This is a genomic window from Bacteroidales bacterium, assembly GCA_016709865.1.
Lineage (GTDB): Bacteria > Bacteroidota > Bacteroidia > Bacteroidales > VadinHA17 > LD21.
Genome location: JADJLX010000005.1, coordinates 458,429 through 478,582 on the forward strand (window position 1 = coordinate 458,429; position 20,154 = coordinate 478,582).

General features: G+C 39.5%; 19 protein-coding genes and 1 tRNA gene. 17 read left to right on the forward strand and 3 right to left on the reverse strand.

Annotated elements, in window-relative coordinates; genetic code table 11:
- Nucleotides 1–22 precede the first annotated feature (22 nt).
- Complete coding sequence (gene buk / locus IPJ16_10565) at nt 23–1,099, forward strand: butyrate kinase (protein ID MBK7627614.1); 1,077 nt, start codon at nt 23–25, stop codon at nt 1,097–1,099.
- An 11-nt stretch (nt 1,100–1,110) separates the two neighbouring features.
- Here buk and IPJ16_10570 read toward each other — a convergent pair whose 3' ends face one another.
- Nucleotides 1,111–1,800 (reverse strand): SDR family oxidoreductase, encoded by a 690-nt coding sequence (locus IPJ16_10570; GenBank protein ID MBK7627615.1) that lies wholly within the window; start codon nt 1,798–1,800, stop codon nt 1,111–1,113.
- Between the two features lie 244 nt (nt 1,801–2,044).
- Between IPJ16_10570 and proC the strand changes: the two genes are divergently transcribed.
- The 16 genes from proC to IPJ16_10650 all read left to right on the forward strand — a co-directional run bounded on the left by proC (nt 2,045) and on the right by IPJ16_10650 (nt 15,832).
- Entirely contained in the window at nt 2,045–2,842 is a 798-nt protein-coding gene (proC, locus tag IPJ16_10575; protein MBK7627616.1) for a pyrroline-5-carboxylate reductase, read from the forward strand.
- Nucleotides 2,843–2,916: 74 nt separating this feature from the next.
- Nucleotides 2,917–3,513, forward strand: coding sequence for a hypothetical protein (locus tag IPJ16_10580; protein MBK7627617.1), 597 nt, complete (start codon nt 2,917–2,919; stop codon nt 3,511–3,513).
- A 121-nt stretch (nt 3,514–3,634) separates the two neighbouring features.
- Nucleotides 3,635–4,171 (forward strand): FKBP-type peptidyl-prolyl cis-trans isomerase, encoded by a 537-nt coding sequence (locus IPJ16_10585; protein ID MBK7627618.1) that lies wholly within the window; start codon nt 3,635–3,637, stop codon nt 4,169–4,171.
- A gap of 22 nt (nt 4,172–4,193) precedes the next feature.
- Entirely contained in the window at nt 4,194–5,579 is a 1,386-nt protein-coding gene (locus tag IPJ16_10590) for a cation:dicarboxylase symporter family transporter (protein MBK7627619.1), read from the forward strand.
- A 689-nt stretch (nt 5,580–6,268) separates the two neighbouring features.
- Entirely contained in the window at nt 6,269–6,754 is a 486-nt protein-coding gene (locus IPJ16_10595; GenBank protein ID MBK7627620.1) for a helix-turn-helix transcriptional regulator, read from the forward strand.
- A 97-nt stretch (nt 6,755–6,851) separates the two neighbouring features.
- Nucleotides 6,852–7,619 carry a dihydroorotate dehydrogenase electron transfer subunit gene (locus IPJ16_10600; GenBank protein MBK7627621.1) on the forward strand — a complete coding sequence of 256 codons (768 nt, stop codon included), beginning with the start codon at nt 6,852–6,854 and terminating at the stop codon, nt 7,617–7,619.
- Nucleotides 7,613–8,530: a dihydroorotate dehydrogenase gene (locus tag IPJ16_10605; protein ID MBK7627622.1), complete on the forward strand. Its 918-nt coding sequence runs from the start codon at nt 7,613–7,615 to the stop codon at nt 8,528–8,530. The genes IPJ16_10600 and IPJ16_10605 overlap by 7 nt, the downstream gene beginning before the upstream one ends.
- Nucleotides 8,531–8,672: 142 nt before the next feature.
- Nucleotides 8,673–9,143, forward strand: a complete 471-nt coding sequence (locus tag IPJ16_10610; protein ID MBK7627623.1) for an Lrp/AsnC ligand binding domain-containing protein — start codon at nt 8,673–8,675, stop codon at nt 9,141–9,143.
- 141 nt (nt 9,144–9,284) lie between these two features.
- Nucleotides 9,285–9,357 (forward strand) — tRNA-Lys (locus IPJ16_10615).
- Nucleotides 9,358–9,435: 78 nt separating this feature from the next.
- A complete protein-coding gene (locus IPJ16_10620; protein ID MBK7627624.1) occupies nt 9,436–10,254 on the forward strand; it encodes an SDR family oxidoreductase in 819 nt (272 codons plus the stop codon).
- Nucleotides 10,255–10,401: 147 nt separating this feature from the next.
- Nucleotides 10,402–10,908: a DUF4252 domain-containing protein gene (locus IPJ16_10625; GenBank protein ID MBK7627625.1), complete on the forward strand. Its 507-nt coding sequence runs from the start codon at nt 10,402–10,404 to the stop codon at nt 10,906–10,908.
- 45 nt (nt 10,909–10,953) lie between these two features.
- The gene (locus tag IPJ16_10630; GenBank protein ID MBK7627626.1) at nt 10,954–11,460 is read left to right on the forward strand and encodes an RNA polymerase sigma factor; all 507 of its coding nucleotides are present in this window, start codon (nt 10,954–10,956) and stop codon (nt 11,458–11,460) included.
- Nucleotides 11,453–12,001, forward strand: coding sequence for a hypothetical protein (locus IPJ16_10635; GenBank protein MBK7627627.1), 549 nt, complete (start codon nt 11,453–11,455; stop codon nt 11,999–12,001). Before IPJ16_10630 ends, IPJ16_10635 begins: the two co-directional genes overlap by 8 nt.
- A gap of 15 nt (nt 12,002–12,016) precedes the next feature.
- A complete protein-coding gene (locus IPJ16_10640; protein ID MBK7627628.1) occupies nt 12,017–12,544 on the forward strand; it encodes a DUF4252 domain-containing protein in 528 nt (175 codons plus the stop codon).
- Nucleotides 12,545–12,687: 143 nt separating this feature from the next.
- The gene (locus IPJ16_10645) at nt 12,688–13,752 is read left to right on the forward strand and encodes a hypothetical protein (GenBank protein MBK7627629.1); all 1,065 of its coding nucleotides are present in this window, start codon (nt 12,688–12,690) and stop codon (nt 13,750–13,752) included.
- A 115-nt stretch (nt 13,753–13,867) separates the two neighbouring features.
- On the forward strand, nt 13,868–15,832 hold the full coding sequence (locus IPJ16_10650) for a bifunctional (p)ppGpp synthetase/guanosine-3',5'-bis(diphosphate) 3'-pyrophosphohydrolase (protein ID MBK7627630.1): 1,965 nt from the start codon (nt 13,868–13,870) through the stop codon (nt 15,830–15,832).
- Here the strand turns inward: IPJ16_10650 and IPJ16_10655 are convergent.
- Nucleotides 15,810–18,746 (reverse strand): DNA polymerase III subunit alpha, encoded by a 2,937-nt coding sequence (locus IPJ16_10655; protein ID MBK7627631.1) that lies wholly within the window; start codon nt 18,744–18,746, stop codon nt 15,810–15,812. The two genes, IPJ16_10650 and IPJ16_10655, sit on opposite strands and share 23 nt — an antisense overlap.
- Nucleotides 18,736–19,992, reverse strand: coding sequence for a DNA polymerase IV (dinB, locus tag IPJ16_10660; GenBank protein MBK7627632.1), 1,257 nt, complete (start codon nt 19,990–19,992; stop codon nt 18,736–18,738). Before dinB ends, IPJ16_10655 begins: the two co-directional genes overlap by 11 nt.
- Nucleotides 19,993–20,154: the final 162 nt, after the last annotated feature.

Consider the following 20,154-nt stretch of genomic DNA (forward strand, 5'->3'; position numbering starts at 1 on the left):
CATCTAAAGATATTGTATGGATATGTCAGAACGATTAATACTTGCAATAAATCCTGGTTCTACTTCAACAAAATTTTCCCTGTTTCAGGAAGATAAGCTGGTATTTGAGAAGAATCTGAGGCATACATCAGAGGAATTGAAATCTTTCGCGAAGATTACAGATCAGTTTCAGTTCAGAAAAGATCTCATTATGAATGAGCTGCTTGAAAGAAAAACAGATCTTAAATCGATAAATGCCGTAGTTGGAAGAGGGGGACTGGTAAAGCCAATCGAATCAGGAATCTATGTAGTTAACCAGCAGATGAAGGATGATCTCAGAATAGGTATTATGGGTCAGCATGCAAGCAATCTGGGAGGACTGATTGCTGATGAAATTGCTTCTTCTCTTCCTTCTGCCAGAGCTTATATAGTTGATCCTGTTGTTGTTGATGAGCTTCAGCCTGTTGCGAAGATCTCAGGACATCCTGAAATAACAAGACGGTCAATCTTTCATGCTTTAAACCAGAAAGCAGTTGCACGTATTTATGCTTCCTCAATCGGCAGGAGCTATGAAGATCTGAATCTTATAATTGCCCATATGGGCGGAGGAGTCAGCGTAGGAGCGCACAGAAAAGGGCGTGTTATTGATGTTAACAACGCTCTGGATGGTGAGGGCCCGTTCTCTCCTGAGAGGTCAGGTACGCTTCCTGCCGGACAACTGTCTGAACTATGTTACAGCGGCAGGTTTTCCCACGGTGAAATTAAGTCGATGCTAACAGGTAAGGGAGGGATGGTAGCTTACCTTGGAACCAACAGCTTTATCGATGTGTGGAAAATGGCGGAATCAGGTAATGAAAAGGCTAAATTGATTTGTGATGCGGCTGCATATCAGGTCGCAAAAGAGATTGGCGCAATGTCAGCCGTCCTTAATGGAGAAGTCGACGCAGTGATACTCACAGGGGGTATGGCGTATGAAGTACCTTATGTTAAGCAGATTGAGAAAATGGTTCAATATATTGCTAAAGTGGTTGTTTATCCGGGCGAAGACGAAATGAAAGCCCTGGCATTTAATGGCCTGCTTGCCCTCGATGGGAAGATTGAAATCAAAAATTATTCCTAAAGGATTTCGATTTACGGATTACTTAAAGCAACTGGCAGTATCTTACCATTGAACACCTTATGACCGGTTAATGCGAACTCCGCAATGAATTCACCCATTTCTTTCGCACTAACTGGGGCTCTATATCCCGGAAAAGCTTCCTCAAGCATCTCAGTCTGTACCGCTCCCAAAGCCAGGCAATTAACTTTTATCCCGTCAGCCTGAAATTCCATCGCCAGACATTCTGTAAGGCATGCCAGAGCAGCTTTTGAGGCGCTGTAATAGGAGAGCCCTCTGTACTTTGAACTGCCCTGAAAACCGCCCATACTTGATATATTGACTATATGTGACCCCTCAGCTAAAAGAGGCTTAATCAGCCTGATAAATGCTGCAGGACCAAAGAAATTAATCTCCATCATTAGTCTCGCTTCAAAACTGTCTGTTTCGGTAAAATCTTTTGAGACCAGCAGCCCTGCTACATTTATTAGGATATCTGCCTTTTTAAAATTACTTCTTATAATATTTAGCAATGAATCAGATTGTGCATCCAGATCTGCAAGATCAATAACCGCTGTTATCACATTGGTGTACTGTTCATTTATGTCATTCAGAGCCTTCTGGTTTCGCCCTGTCACCAGGATTTTATTATCAGGATTCTTAGCAAGTATATTCACAACTTCCCGGCCGATCCCTCTTGTTCCGCCATTGACAATTATGTTCATTTTAAATGTAGTTGAGTATATCTGTATCTGCAAAATAATCCTCTAAGATATTCAATAGTTATCTCCTTTGCAATTTACAGGCCCTGGCCTGAGTAATTCTGATTATGCAAAATTCCGAATTAGTAAATTAACAGATTTAGTCGCCTTTATCATATTAATTTAAAGATATTAATCTAATATTCTATATTTGCGAATAAATATTTAATTAAATATTGGTTAGGTTAATAAATATAAACAGAATAAGATGTTAAGCAATAAAGTGGCAATTATAGGTTGCGGAAATATCGGAATCTCGATTATCAATGGGTTACTAAAAGCAAAAACAATTGAATCTGAGAGTATTACTGCAACAAGAAGGAACATAGGAGAGCTCTCGGTCCTTGAAGGAACTGGAGTAAGGCTGACAAACGACAATGTAGCAGCAGTGAAAGCGTCAAGGCTGGTTGTAATTGCAGTAAAGCCATATAACATTGAAGGTGTACTTAACGAAATTAAAGACCATCTTATACCGAAACATCATATTCTGATATCGGTAACAGCGGGCATACCTCTAAACCAGATCTCCAAAACAGTGGGTGGTGAAATCACTGTGTTCAGGGCAATGCCAAATATCTCTGCAAGCGTTGGAAAATCAGTAACATGCGTTTGTCATAACGGAGCAGGTACCGTGGAATCTGAATCTGTAAAGGCTCTTTTTGATTATGTGGGTACAACAATGACAATAGAGGAAGATCTGATGGAATCTGCTACTATCCTTGGAGCCTGTGGCATTGCATATGTTTTAAGGTTTATCAGGGCAATGATTCAGGGAGGGATTCAGATAGGTTTTGATGCAGTAACAGCCAGTGCTATTGTGAATCAGACTGTAAAGGGTGCAGCAGAACTGTTAATTGAAGGACATCAGCATCCTGAATTTGAAATAGATAAGGTGACCACTCCGAAAGGATGTACAATTGTTGGTTTGAATGAGATGGAACATAATGGTTTCAGTTCATCTCTTATAAAAGGACTGGTGGCTTCATTCGATAAAATAGAAAAATAGGGGTTTTACATATCAGGATGGCAGTTTTTTCGTTTATTTGTAGCACTTACATTAATTGTTACAAAAAACATACAATGTTAAAACTCAGGAAATCATCCGGGATAAGTCATTTTTCAAAGACTATTATTTTACTGATTGTATTTCAGCTTGTTATCTGTAATAATATAATAGCCCAGAGGGAGAGAGAAGAGCCTCCTCCGCTTAAAGAGCGTTTGTTTTTCGGGGGCAATTTTGCATTGCAGTTTGGTACTATCACAAATATTCAGTTATCCCCTGTGGTTGGAATCTGGTTATTACCCCGCCTTGCTGTTGCCGCCGGACCAGATTACAGGTTCTATAAATACAGTTATGACAAGACAAATATCTATGGAGGGAAAGTTTACACGGAATTTGTTCTCATTCAGAATCTTAACTCAATAATCCCGATCGGAGGCAATACCGGCGTTTTTCTTCATCTTGAAGATGAGTTTTTAAGTCTGGAAACTGAATACTGGAAAAATCCTCCTTATAATAGCGAACGTTTTACAATAAACACTCTTCTGGCCGGAGGTGGTATCAGTCAGCAGATTGGCAGAAGAGCATCAATGAATTTTATGGTTCTCTGGGCCTTAAATGAATCAATCTATGATATATATGGTACCCCTGAAATCAGAATCAGCTTTAATTTTTAGCTGTTAATGCTTTTATATCAGGTGTTTATACTCTATTTGTCAAAAATCCCGAAATTATTTCCTATCGTATTCTCCTGCCGGTATTTTAAATTATCTTTGAACCGGTTTTAAAAAAAATAAAATGAAGATTGAAAAAAATAAAATGGTCTCTCTGATTTATGAACTGAGAGAAAGCAATTCTGAAGGCAGAGTAATCGAGGCTCTTGATGAAACAAGGCCGCTTACATTTGTTTATGGGACCGGCAGGCTGCTGCCTGTTTTTGAATCGAATATAGATTCATTAACTGCCGGAGAGCCTTTCAAATTTGCACTTAGTTCAGAAATGGCTTACGGTGCCAAGAGGGAAGACATGATAGTAAATGTGCCGATTGCTGTATTCGAGACAGACGGAAAACTAAATGAAGATATATGCCAGGTTGGACTTGAAGTTCCTATGATGGACACCGAGGGAAATCCATTGAATGGTATAATCAATGAAATAACAGATACTTACGTTAAAATGGACTTTAACCATCCAATGGCAGGACAGGATCTTTATTTCTCAGGAAAGATAATTGATGTTCGTGATGCTACTGAAGAAGAAATCCATCCCTCTGGTCATGGATGTGCAGGGTGCGGCGGACATGAAAGTTCTGACTGCTCCGGAGGCTGCAGCTAATTAAAAAATAACACTTTTTATAATGAGTAAAATCTGGAAATTCTTTCCCTGGATTCTGATAGCTGTTATCAGTTTTACTCTGGTGCTGATGGTTATTCAGGCCAATAATCTGCTTGAGATACCATCTTCTATATTGTTTATATTCAGAATATTAAGTGTTTCTGTTCTTGTTATCCATGCCTTTCGTAAAAAGTCCCTCACCACCTGGATTCTGGTTTGTATGGTTGCTGGTGCGGAATTTGGTTATGATGTACCGGGAGTAGCTAAAAAGCTGCAGGTTTTCAGCGACATCTTCCTGAGAATGATCAAAACCATCATTGCTCCGTTGCTGTTCTCAACTCTTGTAGTTGGAATAGCAGGTCATGCAGATATTAAGCAGATAGGAAGAATGGGATGGAAGTCGTTGTTATACTTCGAGATTGTATCTACAGTCGCGCTGTTCATAGGACTTCTGGCAATAAATATCGGCAAAGCCGGTGTTGGTGTGGTACTGCCACCAAGTCCTGATGTGCCGGCCATTTCAACAATAAAAGCTCAGTCTACAAGTGACTTTATTCTTCACATATTCCCTGAGAATATTGCAAAAGCCATTTTTGAGGGACAGATCCTTCAGATTGTTATTTTCAGTATAATATTTGCTATAGCTGTTGCCATGGTCAAGGAGAAATACCGTACTCCTATGATCCGGTTCAGCGAAAGCCTTGCTGAAGTAATGTTCAAGTTCACAAATATTGTAATGTATTTTGCTCCTGTTGCCGTGTTTGCAGCAATTGCCTATACAGTAGGCCATATGGGGCTCGACATTCTGTATAACCTTTTCAAATTACTTGCTACCTTATATGTAGCGCTTTTCGTTTTTCTGATTTTTGTTCTGCTTCCGATAGCTCTGTTATTCAGGATCCCGATAAAACCATTTATCAGAGCAGTTTCAGAACCCGCAACAATAGCCTTTGCAACATCTAATTCCGAATCAGCCCTTCCTTCAGCAATGGAGGCGATGGAGAAGTTCGGTATACCCCGGAAAATAGTTGCTTTTGTAATTCCTACCGGATATAGTTTTAATCTCGACGGAACCACATTATACCTTTCACTGGCTACAATATTTGTTGCTCAGGCAGCAGGTATAGATCTTCCAATTGATAAACAGATACTTATCTGTTTAACTCTGATGCTTACCAGTAAAGGAGTTGCTGGTGTTTCAAGGGCTTCCCTGGTTATCCTGCTTGGGACTGCTGTAAGCTTTGGCTTGCCGACAGAACCAATTTTTATTATTCTGGGCATTGATGTATTAATGGACATGGCCCGTACTTCAGTAAATGTCATTGGCAATTGTCTCGCCACTGCTGTAATTGCCCGCTCTGAGAAAGAGTTTGATGATGTTGCAGCACGTAATTTCACAGCCGATTAATACCTTTCTCCTTCATTCTGTCTGATCAATTGTCCAAACGACCTTCTTCTTTTCCTGATCTTAATCCTATCTGATTAATAGTCCCAATTGCCGTCTTCTCTGCCAGATCTTACTCAAATCTGATTAATTGTCCAAATTGCCGTCTGCTTTAGCTGACGGATTTAATAATATCTCATCCCCGCCAGAATCAGATATTTCTCAATGGAGTAGGGAATAGTCCGGAATTTTCAATTCTAGGGGATTATTTTAATAATCCACTATTTCCTGAAAAAATCACAGAAATACAATAGTTACAAATGTATACGTAATATAGATGTTACAGATGTAAATCAGATTAAACATGACAATTAATTACAATCGTAACTGATATTTGCATTTTAAAAAATTACATCATTAAATAAAACATGGTATAGATAGATATTCCATTTAAATAACTATAAATCAGTTATATAATAGCATAATATGAAGTCTTGGTTCTGATAAATAGTGGCATTTCCGGATAATTTCAATAAAATTATTTAGAAAATGGACTTAAAATACTGTATACCAGTTAAATATATATCTAAACTACTGCATTGCTTTAGATAATTGAATACTTAAAGTACTTTATATCAGTTATTTATATAATAAAGATTGAGATTACAGGAGTATAACATTTAGTAGAGTTACAAATGTAAATCAATAAAGTTATGAATGGAAATTATTTTCTGTTTACATTTGTAATATTAATATTTTTTGAAATGAGGGAGAGAATACTGGAATTTCTTAAAGCTGAAAATAAGTCTTCAGCTCAGTTTGCAGAGGAGATTGGTGTTCAGCCATCAGGTATTTCACACATATTCTCTGGACGGAACAATCCAAGTCTTGATTTTGTACTTAAAATGCTTGAAAAATACCATTTCCTGTCAACTGAATGGCTCCTGTTTGGCAGAGGATCAATGTATAAGGACAGCAGAATGCAGACATTATTTGAAGAGATTAAAACATCAGAACGTGATAATGAGCTTAGCATGTTTGATAATGATGACGCTGCCAGAGTAAAGGACAATGTGACTCCGGAAAAGGATCCAGCCGGCACAGTAAGGCAAAAATCAGTCCATCAGGGTTCTGGTTCTTTAAGCAGGATTATCTGGTTTTTTGAGGATAATAGTTTTGAGGAATATTTTCCACGTTGACTTATGTTAATATTTTAATTACTTTGATTGAAATATCTGAATCTATTATTTTCTGAAATCACTCTTTAAAATTATCTTTGCAGCAAACCAGTTAAAGATGTCAAAGCGCATAGAGGATTTTAAAGTCATTGAAAATAAGCGCATTATCACAGATTTTTACGTTTTGGAAATTGAAGGAGAGAAGAGACTTCCTGAAATAGAGCCCGGACAGTTTGTTCAGGTTCGTGTTGATGGCAGTTCGGAAACATTTCTGCGTCGTCCTATATCTATACATGATGTTGATTACAAGAGAAATACAATAAAACTTCTTATCCAGGTTGTTGGGAAGGGTACTGAAACCCTTGCAAGATTGAAGTCCGGAGATTCCTTAAATATTATTTATCCTTTAGGAAACTCATTCGGGGAACCCGTAAAAGGTGATAAAATCATCCTTATTGGCGGAGGATGCGGTATCGCACCTTTATTATATCTGGGAAAACATCTTAAATCCATAGGCTTTTCACCTGATATATTATTAGGATTCAGGAATAAAGAAAGGATTCTGGAGCATGAAGAGTACTCTGCTATTGGAAACGTGTATATAACTACAGAGGATGGTTCGGTAGGCGAAAAAGGATATGTAACAGACCATTCGGTTCTGGCAGATATCAAATATACAAGAGTCTACTGCTGCGGTCCTGATTCGATGATGAAAGCCGTTGCAGGTTACTCCAAAAAGAACAATATTGCCTGTGAAGTATCACTTGAAAACCTTATGGCATGCGGTATAGGAGCCTGCCTTTGCTGTATTGTTGATACTGTAAATGGCAACCTCTGCAGTTGTATAGATGGACCTGTTTTCAATATAAAAGATCTGAAATGGTAAATCTGGGAATAAATATCGGCGATCTTAATTTTAAGAATCCTGTGATGACTGCCTCAGGTACTTTTGGATATGGGCCTGAGTTTGATGATTTTATCGATGTTTCACGCCTGGGAGCAGTTTTTATTAAGGGTCTTACTCTTGAGCCCAGGGAGGGTAATAAATATCCCCGGATGGCCGAAACTCCGGCAGGTATGCTGAATGCTGTAGGTTTGCAAAACAAAGGAATTGAATATTTCGAAAACTCCATTTATCCCCGGATTAAAGACTATGATACCCGGATTATTGTAAATATCAACGGCAGCTATCTTGATGATTATGTGACGCTTGCTGCAAGATTAGATAAACTTGAAAAAATCCCGGCAATAGAATTGAATATTTCCTGTCCGAATGTAAAAATGGGAGGGATGGCATTCGGAACCAATCTCGATTCAGCTCGAGAAGTGACGCGAGCTGTAAGGGCTGCATATAAGAAAAAGCTTATTGTTAAGTTATCTCCAAACGTTACAAATATTGTAGATTTTGCTAAGGTTGTAGAAGAAGAAGGTGCTGATTCTGTATCACTTATCAACACTTTGCTCGGAATGTCAGTCGATGTTTCCAGGATGCGTCCCTCATTATCAACAATTACTGGCGGATTATCCGGTCCGGCAATCAAACCGGTTGCGTTGAGGATGGTCTGGCAGGTAGCCAATGCTGTAAAGATTCCGGTTATCGGAATGGGCGGGATTATGAATACTTCTGATGCCCTGGAGTTCCTTCTTGCGGGTGCCAGTGCTGTGCAGATCGGAACAGCTTCATTTATTGATCCTCAGGCTTCAGTTAAGATTCTTGAAGGTATTGAGGAATACTTATTAAAGAAGGGATTTAAGGATATAAGTGAGATAATCGGATATATCAATAAGAAAGGCTGATCTAGCTTTTAATGATCGCGGTAGTTATTTCGTAAAATCAGAAAACATTTTATAAACGAATTGTGTTTTTTATAATTATTACTATAAATTTGTAAGAATTATATTAAATAATGTTTCATTCGTTTAATTAATCGATGCAGAAATGACGGAAAATTTACAAATTGACAATCTTGATAAGAAGATTCTCGACATTATAACAAAGAATGCAAGGATACCATATCTTGAAGTTGCCAGGGAATGTGGTGTTTCAGGTGCTGCAATACATCAGCGTGTTCAGAGGCTCATCAGGATAGGCGTGATAAGGGGATCTGAATTCAAAGTAGATCCTGTAATGGTTGGATTTAAAACCTGCGCTTATATTGGTGTTTTTCTCGATCATCCCGGAAATTTCCGTGATGTCATAAAAAAATTCAAAGAGATTCCTGAAATAATTGAATGTCACTACACAACAGGAAATTATTCATTATTTATTAAAGTATATACTCGTGATAATGAGCATCTGAGAATGATCCTGACCGATACTATTCAAAATATACCGGGAATAGTCAGGACAGAAACTTTAATCTCACTTGAGGAATCAATAAACAGGCAGATTCCTGTCCTTTCAAAGTAAAAAGCCTTGATATAGTTGGGATTACGTCTTTTTCGTGAGTTCATTTCAAAATCCGGAGGTATAAATTCAGGAAAAAATGTGAATTATTTATTTGTATTAAAATAAATTTATGATACATTTGCACTCGCAAAAATAAGGGAGGATTCAGTAGCTCAGCTGGTAGAGCACATCCCTTTTAAGGATGGGGTCCTGGGTTCGAGCCCCAGCTGGATCACAAAAAAGGAAAGCAATTGCTTTCCTTTTTTGTTTTAATTCAGTTAAATTAGCACTTCACATGGCTAAATAATAAATAATGAAAGATCTGTTTAAAGACAAAGTAGTTATTGTAACCGGAGCCTCCTCCGGCATTGGAGAGGCTGTAGCCCGTGAGTTCGCCCGCAATGGGAGCAAAGTTGTACTGGCTGCCCGTAATGAGGCCAGGCTTTCTGCAATTCACACTGACTTAAAAGCACTGAACTACGAAGCCATATATATCAAAACAGATGTTAGTGTTGAAGCTGAGTGTAAAAATCTGATAGAAAAAACAGTTGAAAAATATGGTACGATTGATATTCTGGTTAATAATGCCGGAATTTCAATGAGAGCTTCTTTTATCGATGTTGAGCTTGAAGTACTTCACAGGTTAATGGATGTAAACTTCTGGGGCACTGTTTATTGCACTAAATATGCCCTTCCGTTTATAATAGAACAAAAAGGTTCCCTTATTGGCGTTTCGTCTGTTGCGGGATTTCATGGACTACCCGGCAGAACTGGTTATTCCGCTTCAAAATTTGCAATTCATGGTTTCATGGAGACTATCAGGATAGAAAACCTAAGGAAAGGTCTGCATGTAATGATAATAGCTCCCGGCTTTACTACAACAGAGATCAGAAAACATGCATTAACTGCCAACGGTACTGAACAGGGCGAATCTCCAAGGGATGAAGGTAAGCTGATGTCGCCTGAGTATGTTGCAAAATGGGTACTGAAAGGTATCAGAAAGAAGAAAAGAAACAAGCTTCTTACCTGGGATGGCCGTCTGACAGCACTCTTCCAGAGAATCGTCCCTTCTTTTGTAGATTGGGTATACTATTACGAAATGTCGAGGGAACCCAAATCCCCGATAAAATAATCTGCACCTGTTCTTTGCTGTCTTTGCGTAAGTCTTTGCCTGCCAATGGCTATAGAGACCTGCGGTTAATGGTTTTATTTTTTTTGTAATGAATTGTCATTTGATACGTCATATCATTGAAACAATTTATTAATTAAAAATGAAGCCATGAAAAAATTATTATTATTTATTGTTATTTCATTAACAATCAATTCTTTATATGCGCAGCGATCAATTGATGCCTTATTCGATAAATATGCCGGAAAAGAAGGATTTGTAACAGTAACTCTGAGTGGAGATTTGCTCAGATTTGCCAGATGCCTCGATGATGATACAGAGGATGACGACAGTTCGATACCTGCCAATGTAACTGAGATAAGGGTACTTGTACAGGAAGACGACAATATTCAGGTTGATAATTTCTATGACCTCGCTATCAGAGGAATTAGAGTTGGTGATTATGAGGAGTTTATGAGTGTCAAGAAGACCAATCAGGACTTGAAAATGTATGTAAGGGCGGAAGGCAACAAATTCAGGGAGTTCCTGTTAATAGCTGGCGGTGAGGACAATGCATTGATCCAGATCAAGGGTGAAATGACGTTTAAGGAAGCAAAAAAGTTCTCTGAGGATGCGAAGAAAAACCATGGATTGAATATTGTTGCGTCTCATAAGTAATAACTAATGTAACTATCTTTAAGCAATCATTAGTTATTTTCGCAAATGACCAGGGAGAGGTTTAACGAATATGTACTGCAGCAGAGCCGCAAACTATATGGATATGCCTTCCGCTTCCTTCGTAATCAGGAAGAGTCGGAGGATGCTGTTCAGGAAGTATTCATTAAACTGTGGAAAATGGGGGAGAAACTTGATAATTATTCAAGCATAGATGCTCTTGCGACTACAATGATAAAAAACTATTGTATCGACCAGATCAGGAAACTTAAACACTCGATTAATGATGAAAGCGAAATTAATAATTATGAGTACAAGACGTCGCCATCTCCGCACGATCAGATGGAAAACGCTGAATCAGATGCAATTGTCCATAAGATTATCGGAGATCTTGATGAAAAATACAGAACTGTGATTGAACTCAGAGATATAGAAGGTTTGTCATATGAAGAGATTGCTGAGAAAACAGGACAAAACATTAATAGTCTCAGGGTTACAATATCACGGGCAAGGGGATTTATACGCGAAGAATATAAAAAGTACAATAATGAATAACGAGGAATTAAAAAGGTTACTCGAAAAATTTTATGATGGCGAGAGTTCTGTAGAAGAAGAAGAGGTATTGAAGAGTTTCTTTAGTGAAAACGATATACCGCAGGGCTTTGAAGCTGAAAGAGCCCTATTCAGTTATTATTATTCTGCAATGAAAATTCCGGAGCCTTCGGTTGAGTTTGAGAGTAGGATAATCAAAGGCATTGACGAATTTGAGCATAAACAAACTACTGTAAGAAAAAGAAACATTACCCTTTGGTTACTTAGCACTGCAGCCACGTTGTTTATAATGGTTGGTTCCTATTTTTTCTTCTCTAAAAAAGAAGGTATTAAGGATACCTTCAGTGATCCCGAAATAGCCTATGCTGAGACAATAAAAATCCTCAGAGAAGTTTCAACACAACTGAACAAAGGAACAAGAACACTTGAGCCTGTAGGCATTATAAATGAAGTGAAATCAAAAAAAATCGAAAAGAACCTGAAGAACCTTGAGTATATACAAAGAGCTATAGATTTAACAAGGATTTCCGGTGATAAAGAATAATGTAATATTGATTATATGAAAAAGTTAATTCTGTTTTTAACTGCATTGGTACTGACTATCACGATTGAGGCTCAGACTAACCCGGTAGATGAGATGTTTGACAAGTATTCTGAGAAGGATGGATTCACAGTAGTCTCAATCTCTAGCAGGATGTTCAGTATGTTTGCAAATCTGGATTCTGAGAATCCAGATGCTGATAATCTTATCCGCAGATTGAAATCCATCAGGATACTCTCTGTTGAGGATTCATTGTTGAACATAAACATCAACTTCTATAATGAATTGAGTAAAAAGCTTAATTTAACTGTATATGAAGAGCTTATGGTTGTAAAGGAAGGAAGAGATATAACAAAATTTCTGATAAGGCAGACAGGCAATATTATTTCTGAATTACTTGTAATTAAAGGCGGGCCAGGTGGCAATTCATTAATTTCGATAAAGGGCGATCTGAGTATGAAGAATATTTCAGATCTTTCTAAGAATGTTGGAATTCAGGAACTTAAGACTCTTGAGGAACTTGAGAAGAAAAAACCTGAAGATTGATAAATAACTATTATTATTTTCCCACGCAACCTTTGTTGTTATGATGTTGTTATATTAATATAAGCGAAACACCCAATGTGTTTTGGGTGTTAAGTTTTTTTTATATTTGTAATTAATTGAATTTTATATCAATTTAAACTACTATGAACAGACTAACAACAAAGCGGATAGGGGTACTTTTAAGCGCCCTTTTTATTTTTTCTTCTGTAGTATTCTCACAGATTGACAATGTGGATTTCCTCAGAAGTGCCCCGGCTGACGGAGCAAAGTATCTTCAGGCTTATATTTCACCATGGGCAAATGCTTTCGGATCAGGGTTGAACGGCGGCTGGTATAACACTGCTAAACCTCATAAGTTTGGAGGATTTGATATTACCACAGGAATTAATGTCAGCATGGTCCCGGAATCTGCAGGTACATTTGATCTTTCAAAAATTGGTCTTTCATCATCATTATCAGGTACTGGAAAAGCTTCAACAATTTCAGGTCCAACTACTTCTGGTCCTGCAATGGCGTATACAGCAAGCGGAGTAACACTTGCCTCCTTTAATGCTGTACCCGGTACAGGCTGGAAGATAATTCCGGTTCCTACCGCACAGATTGGAATTGGGTTACCTTTTGGTACTGAACTTAAAGGAAGGTTTATCCCAAAAATCACAATTAAGGATGGAGATATCTCATTATGGGGTGTTGGTGTTGTACATAGTATTATGCAGTATTTCCCTGGTAATAAGTTGCTTCCTTTTGATGTATCATTGTTTGGAGGGTACACTAAACTTACCGGAAATGTTCCTCTCAACATGCAACCAGGAACTCCGTCTAACTATTCTCCAACCGTTAGCTTTGCTGATCAGAATCTGAATATCAATGTAACAGCCTTAAATGTTAGTGCTATTGCTTCGCTTAATATTCCGGTATTGACAGTTTATGGCGGACTGGGTTACTGTAAAACGAAGACCGGAATGGAATTCACTGGTAACTTTCCAACACCTTCACTGGTTACAACACCAGCTCCTCCGCATCCTGAGTATAACAACTCCGGGGTGAAGACAGGAAAAGATTTCCCTTCAATGAGTATTGAGAACTTCTCAGGATTAAGGGCAAACATCGGATTAAGGATTAAGCTTGCAGTAATCACTATTCATGCCGATTACACCAAAGCCCAATACAATGTCTTTTCTACAGGTTTGGGAATTTCGTTCAGATAACAGAATAAAGATATTTTCTGAAATCCCCGGGGTTCCCAACCACCCGGGGATTTTTTTTATATCTGAATAAATATTTAAGTTTACTTTTAGGGCTGAAAACAAATCAGGATTACAGATGGGTGCTGATACAAACAGGATCAATAGCGCATACAGGGCATTAATTCAGGCTTCAAAGAGCACTGTCTCTACTGATGATGTTTCAAAGATTCAGAGGGCTTTTGAAATAGCAGTGGAAGCCTGTGGTGATAAAGTGACCATTACAGGCGAGCCTGAAATACTGCACGCACTCTCTGTTGCAAGAATTATTGCCGATGAAATGGGGCTTGGACTTACATCTATTGTAACTGCGTTGCTTCACGATTCATTCAATAATCTGAGTATTAGTCAGCAGGAGCTTGAAAAGGAATTTGGCAAAAAAACAGTAGAAATTCTTACCGGATTTTCACGAATCACAAGTATCGACTCTATGCAGTCTTCATACCAGGCAGAAAACTTTCGCAAACTTCTGCTTAGTCTGGCTGATGACGTGAGGGTCATTCTCATCAAGCTTGTAGAACGACTTGAATATATGAGGAACCTCGATATGGCTCTTGAAAAGGAGAGGGTTCCCATGGCTTCTGATACCTATTTTCTTTATGCTCCACTGGCTCACAGACTTGGTTTTTACAATATTAAGTCAGAAATGGAGGACCTTGCTGTAAAATACCTTGAGCCTGAGAGATATACTGAAGTTGCCGAAAAGCTTAAACTGACTAATGCGTCAAGAAATAAGCTTATCCGCGACTTTTCCTACCCTTTAAAGGAAAAGCTTGAAAAGGCCGGCTTGAAATTCACTATAAAAAGCCGGACCAAATCGATACACTCCATAATGCTGAAAATGAAGAAACAGGGAGTGGATTTTGAGGAAGTATACGATCTGTTTGCTGTGAGGATAATTATTGAAAGTGCTGATGAAAATGAGAAATCAGATTGCTGGAGGGCCTATTCAATAGTAGCCGACCTGTATCAACCGAATCCAAGCAGGCTCCGCGACTGGATCTCTGTACCGAAATCGAACGGATATGAATCACTTCATACTACGGTTGTAGGACCGAGGGGTAAGTGGGTAGAGGTGCAGATCAGATCGTTCAGGATGGATGAAATAGCGGAGAAAGGACTTGCTGCACACTTTAAATACAAAGGAATAAGAGGTGAAGGCGGACTCGATTCATGGCTCACCAAAATGAGAGAGATACTTGAATCTTCTGAAAAAGAGGATAATACATTCATGGATCAGATCCGGTCAGGATTATATACCGATGAAGTTTTTGTCTTTACACCAAAAGGAGATCTGCGACAGCTTCCCGCAGGAGCAACTGTGCTTGATTTTGCTTTCGATATACACACCGATGTTGGAGCATCCTGTGTCGGGGCTAAGGTGAACGGGAAAAATGTAACAATAAAGCATGTATTGCAGAATGGCGACCATGTATCAATAATACGGTCCAAAAACCAGTATCCGAAGCAGGATTGGCTCTCATTTGTTATAACAAATAAGGCCAAAATAAAGATCAAACAGGTTCTGAATGAAGAAAAGACCAAGGCTGCAGCTGAGGGAAAAGAGATACTAATGCGCAGGCTTAAGAACTGGAAAATGGCCTACGGTGATATTTTAATATCAAAACTCCTTAATTCTTATAATCTTAAAACCGCACAGGACCTCTATTATCTAATTGCAAAAGAGAAGATTGAGCTTCTTCACATAAAGGAGGTGTTGTCAAGGGACGAGACAATAGAATCTCCAATACCTGCTTCTCTGATACCAGAGAGAGAATATAAAGAACCTGTTGATACTCAATACTCAGAATATCTTATTATTGAGGACAGGGTAGAGGGATTGGATTATAAACTTTCCAAATGCTGTAATCCTGTTGTTGGTGACAGCGTATTTGGTTTTGTTACAATTCTTGACGGAATAAAAATTCATCGTAAGAATTGCCCGAATGCAGCAAACATGATTGACAGGTACCCTTATCGGGTAATTGCTGCGCGCTGGTCGAAGTCGAAGAATAGCCAGGTCAATACCTCTGATCAGGTCTGACGGGAAGCTTTGCCATCTTTTCGACTTCAACAGAGGGAAACCCGAATTCTTCAACAACTTTACCGAGAATGAGGTAGGTTCCGCTTCCTTTAAACGGATAGTATTTTAGTGATTGTGAGAAGTGAACGGTATCAAAGAAGTTGCCTTCAGCATCGATGAAGCATCCGAAATTCATCCAGTCGTTCTTAACAGTCTTGATATATTTTATTGTAACCAGATGCCCAACCATTCTCACTTTCTTTCCTTTGTAATTCATCAATTCCATAGCTTTTACCTCTCCCCGGAATGGTGTTATCAGCATATCAAACCAGCTCATGGTAACAGGGAATCCGAACAGTTCAATCTCATCATACACATCTTCGGTTTCTCCCTGAACAAGATCAGGAAGTGAAAAGTCACGGACAGGAGAGGAGAAGAGCGGTTTTGTCTCCTCATGGTTACTTTTATTGATCATCATATGCGCTTCCCATAATAGCACAGCCTTCTTCTTTCCTGTAAACCTGAACGCACCTGCCCTTATCAGAAGGATCAGCTGTTCAAGTCCGGGATTAACTCTCGTAACAAAATCATTCAGCCCTTCAAATGGACCATCAGCATTGCGGATCTCCTCAATTGACTGGGCAATCTTGTACTCGAGGCTCATAATATGAATAAAACCGATATAGATGTCAGTCCCGTAAATTGTTGTTTTATAGGTACTTTTATTCACACATGGCAATTGGATCTTTGCTCCGAACCGTCTTGCTTCATGCACGTATACCCAGGTCCGGTAGAAGCCTCCGAAGTTATTAATTACAGCAACCATGAACTCAAGCGGGTAATGTGCCTTTAGAAAAAGACTCTGATAGCTCTCAACGGCATAAGAGGCAGAGTGGGCCTTTGAGAATGAATACCCTGCAAAAGACTCGATCTGCCTCCAAACCTCTTTTGTAACCTCCTCGCTGTAACCTCTTTCGCGGCAGTTTGAAAAGAATCTTTCGACAATGCGTTGCATCTCCTGCTTTGATCTGTGTTTTCCGCTCATGGCACGGCGCAGGGTATCAGCGTCAGCCAGGTCGAGTCCGGCAAAATGATGACACACTTTTAATACATCTTCCTGGTAAACCATGACCCCGTAAGTCTCCTCAAGCTGTTCTTTCATTACCGGATGTATGTATTTGAAATTATGTGGATTATGAAAGCGATAAATGTATTCCTTCATCATGCCTGAACGGGCTACCCCTGGTCTGATTACAGAACTTGCAGCAACCAGTGTTGTATAATTGTCGCACTTCAGTTTTTGCAGAAGACCGCGCATGGCAGGACTTTCAATATAGAAGCACCCCTTTGTCTGTCCGATTCTGAGATACTCCTTTACTTTTTCATCAGTTTTGAATTTCTGAATAGCATGGACATCCACATCTATTCCCCGGTTACGCAGTACTATTTCCGCGCTTTCTCTGATATGCCCGATTCCTCTCTGGCTCAGAATATCGAGTTTTTCGAAACCTATCTCTTCGGCTGTGTACATATCCCACTGGGTTGTCGGGAAACCTTTAGGCGGCATATCAAGAGCAGTGTAGCATGTTATTGGTTCTTCGGATATAAGTATCCCGCCTGCATGAATACTCCTCATATTGGGAAAATCGGCAATCTTCAGTCCGGTCGAAAAAATGGTATTTGTGATCTCGTTTCTGTTTGTCTCTGCTGAAGGATTATCTATCAGGGAATCAATCTCTTCCTTTGGCAATCCATGTACCTTTCCAAGCTCACGTACAATCGACTTGCCTCTGAAAGTGCTCATGGTACCGAGAAGTGCAGTATGTTTGTTACCGTATCTTTTAAAAATGTAATCGATAACCTCGTCTCTCTCTTTCCAGGAATAATCAATATCAAAGTCGGGAGGGGAGCTCCTTTTGGGATTAATGAACCTCTCAAAGTAAAGGTTTAGATCGATCGGGTCAACATTAGTGATTTTCAGACAGTAAGCAACTACGGAGTTCGCTCCGCTGCCACGTCCGACATGATAAAAACCTCTTGCCATTGAATATCTTACAATATCCCAGGTAATAAGAAAATAGGCTGAAAATCCGAGTTTATCTATTATCGCCAGTTCGTGCTGAACCCTTTTTTTTGCTTCTTTGTTATCCCTGCCGTATCTGTAGATCATGCCATCCCATGCAAGTTTTTCGAGAAGCAGCTTATCATCATATCTGCTGGCCGAATAGATCTTTTTGTTCTTAAGGCTATCCCTGTCGAACTGTAATGAACAGTCGTTAAGTAGTTTCTGTGAATTAATTAACAGCCAGTTGAAGTCTTTCGATGTCACGGTATTATCTGATGCACTTCTGAAAAACTCATCTTCCCCGGCACACTGCCAGGGTTTCAGATGACTGAGCAGGATATTATTATCAACAGCCCTGAGGCTCTTGTGTATAAATATATCGTCTGTCTCTGCAAATGTTACTGGCTGAAGCAAGACCATCATATCCCTGTCGATTGATACAGGCATAGTAATGAGCCTGTTTATTTCACTTCTTCTTATGCCAATACGTTCATTATCAAATAGTTTCCTGTCAGGTGTCTTTTTTAAAGAATAAATCACATACGATTCAGAGAAATGCGGAGCAGGGAATGGCACCTGTTCCTTATCAGAATTGAGCTTTGAAAGAAATTCATTCAGCTCCATTAATCCTTTATTATTACGGGCTATTCCTATGTACTGCAGTTCATTACCGTTTCTGAATTCTATACCGGCTATGGGCCTTACATTGTTTTTACTGCACTCTCCGGCAAATTCGGGTATTGCTGTCGAGTTATTGATATCTGTAAGTACAATGGTGTCATTGCCTGTTGCAATAGCTTTCTGCACAAGCTGTTCCACGGACATTGTGCCGTATCTCAGACTGTAGTATGAATGACAGTTAATATACATATCCCCTGAGTCGTTCCTCCATCATATTCTGCTCTTTGAGAGCGTTTTCAAGCTGTTTAAGGGCCTTTTCCTCCCTTTCGCTTATGGTCATTACTCCGGAAGCTCTCCTTACCGCATCCCGTCCGAAACGCTTTCGCAGTTTATCCATTGCCATATACAGGCTCACCTTCTCCGGTGTATCGTCAAACAGGTCAAGTTGCTGTACTCCCCGTACCATGTGGCTGAATCTGACCCCGATGAGTCTTATCAGCATGCGTCGCTGGTATAATTTGCCAAAAAGCTCTTTTACGATATCTGCCAGTACATGGTCGAATGATGTGTATGGGATGCGTTTCTGAAGCGTATGTGTGTCAAAGTTGGAGTATCTTATTTTTACAGTTACGCAGGAAGTCAGCTTCTCCTGTTTCCTGAGTTCAAAAGCAATCTTTTCAACCATGCTTACCAGCAGCTGATTGAGCCTGACCAGGTCGGTAGTGTCTTTTTCGAAAGTATGTTCTGTGCTTATAGATTTCTGCTCGGAATAGCTGATTACGGGAGTGGAGTCTATTCCATTGGCTCTCTTCCACATCTCGATGCCATTTTTTCCCATCAGTTTCTCAAGCATCTCAACGGGGATGTTCCTGAGGGTAAAAATCGTTGCAATTCCCATTGAACGGAGTACCTGGTAAGTATTCTGACCTATCATCGGTATCTTCCTTATAGATAAAGGGTCGAGGAATGGGAGCACTATTGCTTTTGGTACCTCAATTTCGCCATTTGGCTTTGCCTCGCCGGTTGCAATCTTCGATACAGTCTTGTTTACAGAGAGTCCGATTGAAATAGGCAGTCCGGTCTCCTTAATTATATGTTGCCGCAGTTCGTGCGACCATTTGTAGCATCCGTAGAAACGGTCCATGCCGGTAAGATCGATATAATGCTCATCTACTGATGCTTTCTCGTACAATGGCGCCCTCTCTGCAATAATGGCTGTCACAATATTTGAGTAGTTGCTGTAAAGCTCCATGTCGCCGCGTATTATTATGGCATCGGGACACATGCTACGGGCCATCTTCATAGGCATGGCAGAGCTTACACCATATCTGCGTGCCTCATAGCTGCAGCTCGACACCACACCACGGTCCGACATTCCGCCTATAATAACCGGTTTGCCGGTAAGGCGGCTGTTCTTTAATCTCTCAACCGATACAAAGAATGTATCGAGGTCGAGGTGAAGAACGGATCTGTCTATGTTGCCGGAGATAATCATGATGTTTTTCAAAGTTCCTCTGTGGCTCTCTGTGTCTCCTCCGGATTTTCTCTGTGTAACAAAAAAATAAGAACTTACACAGAGTTCCACAGAGAAGTCACAGAGTTACACAGAGAAGAATAAAAATTATTTTACTTTTTTTTGGTTATAATATAAATATGT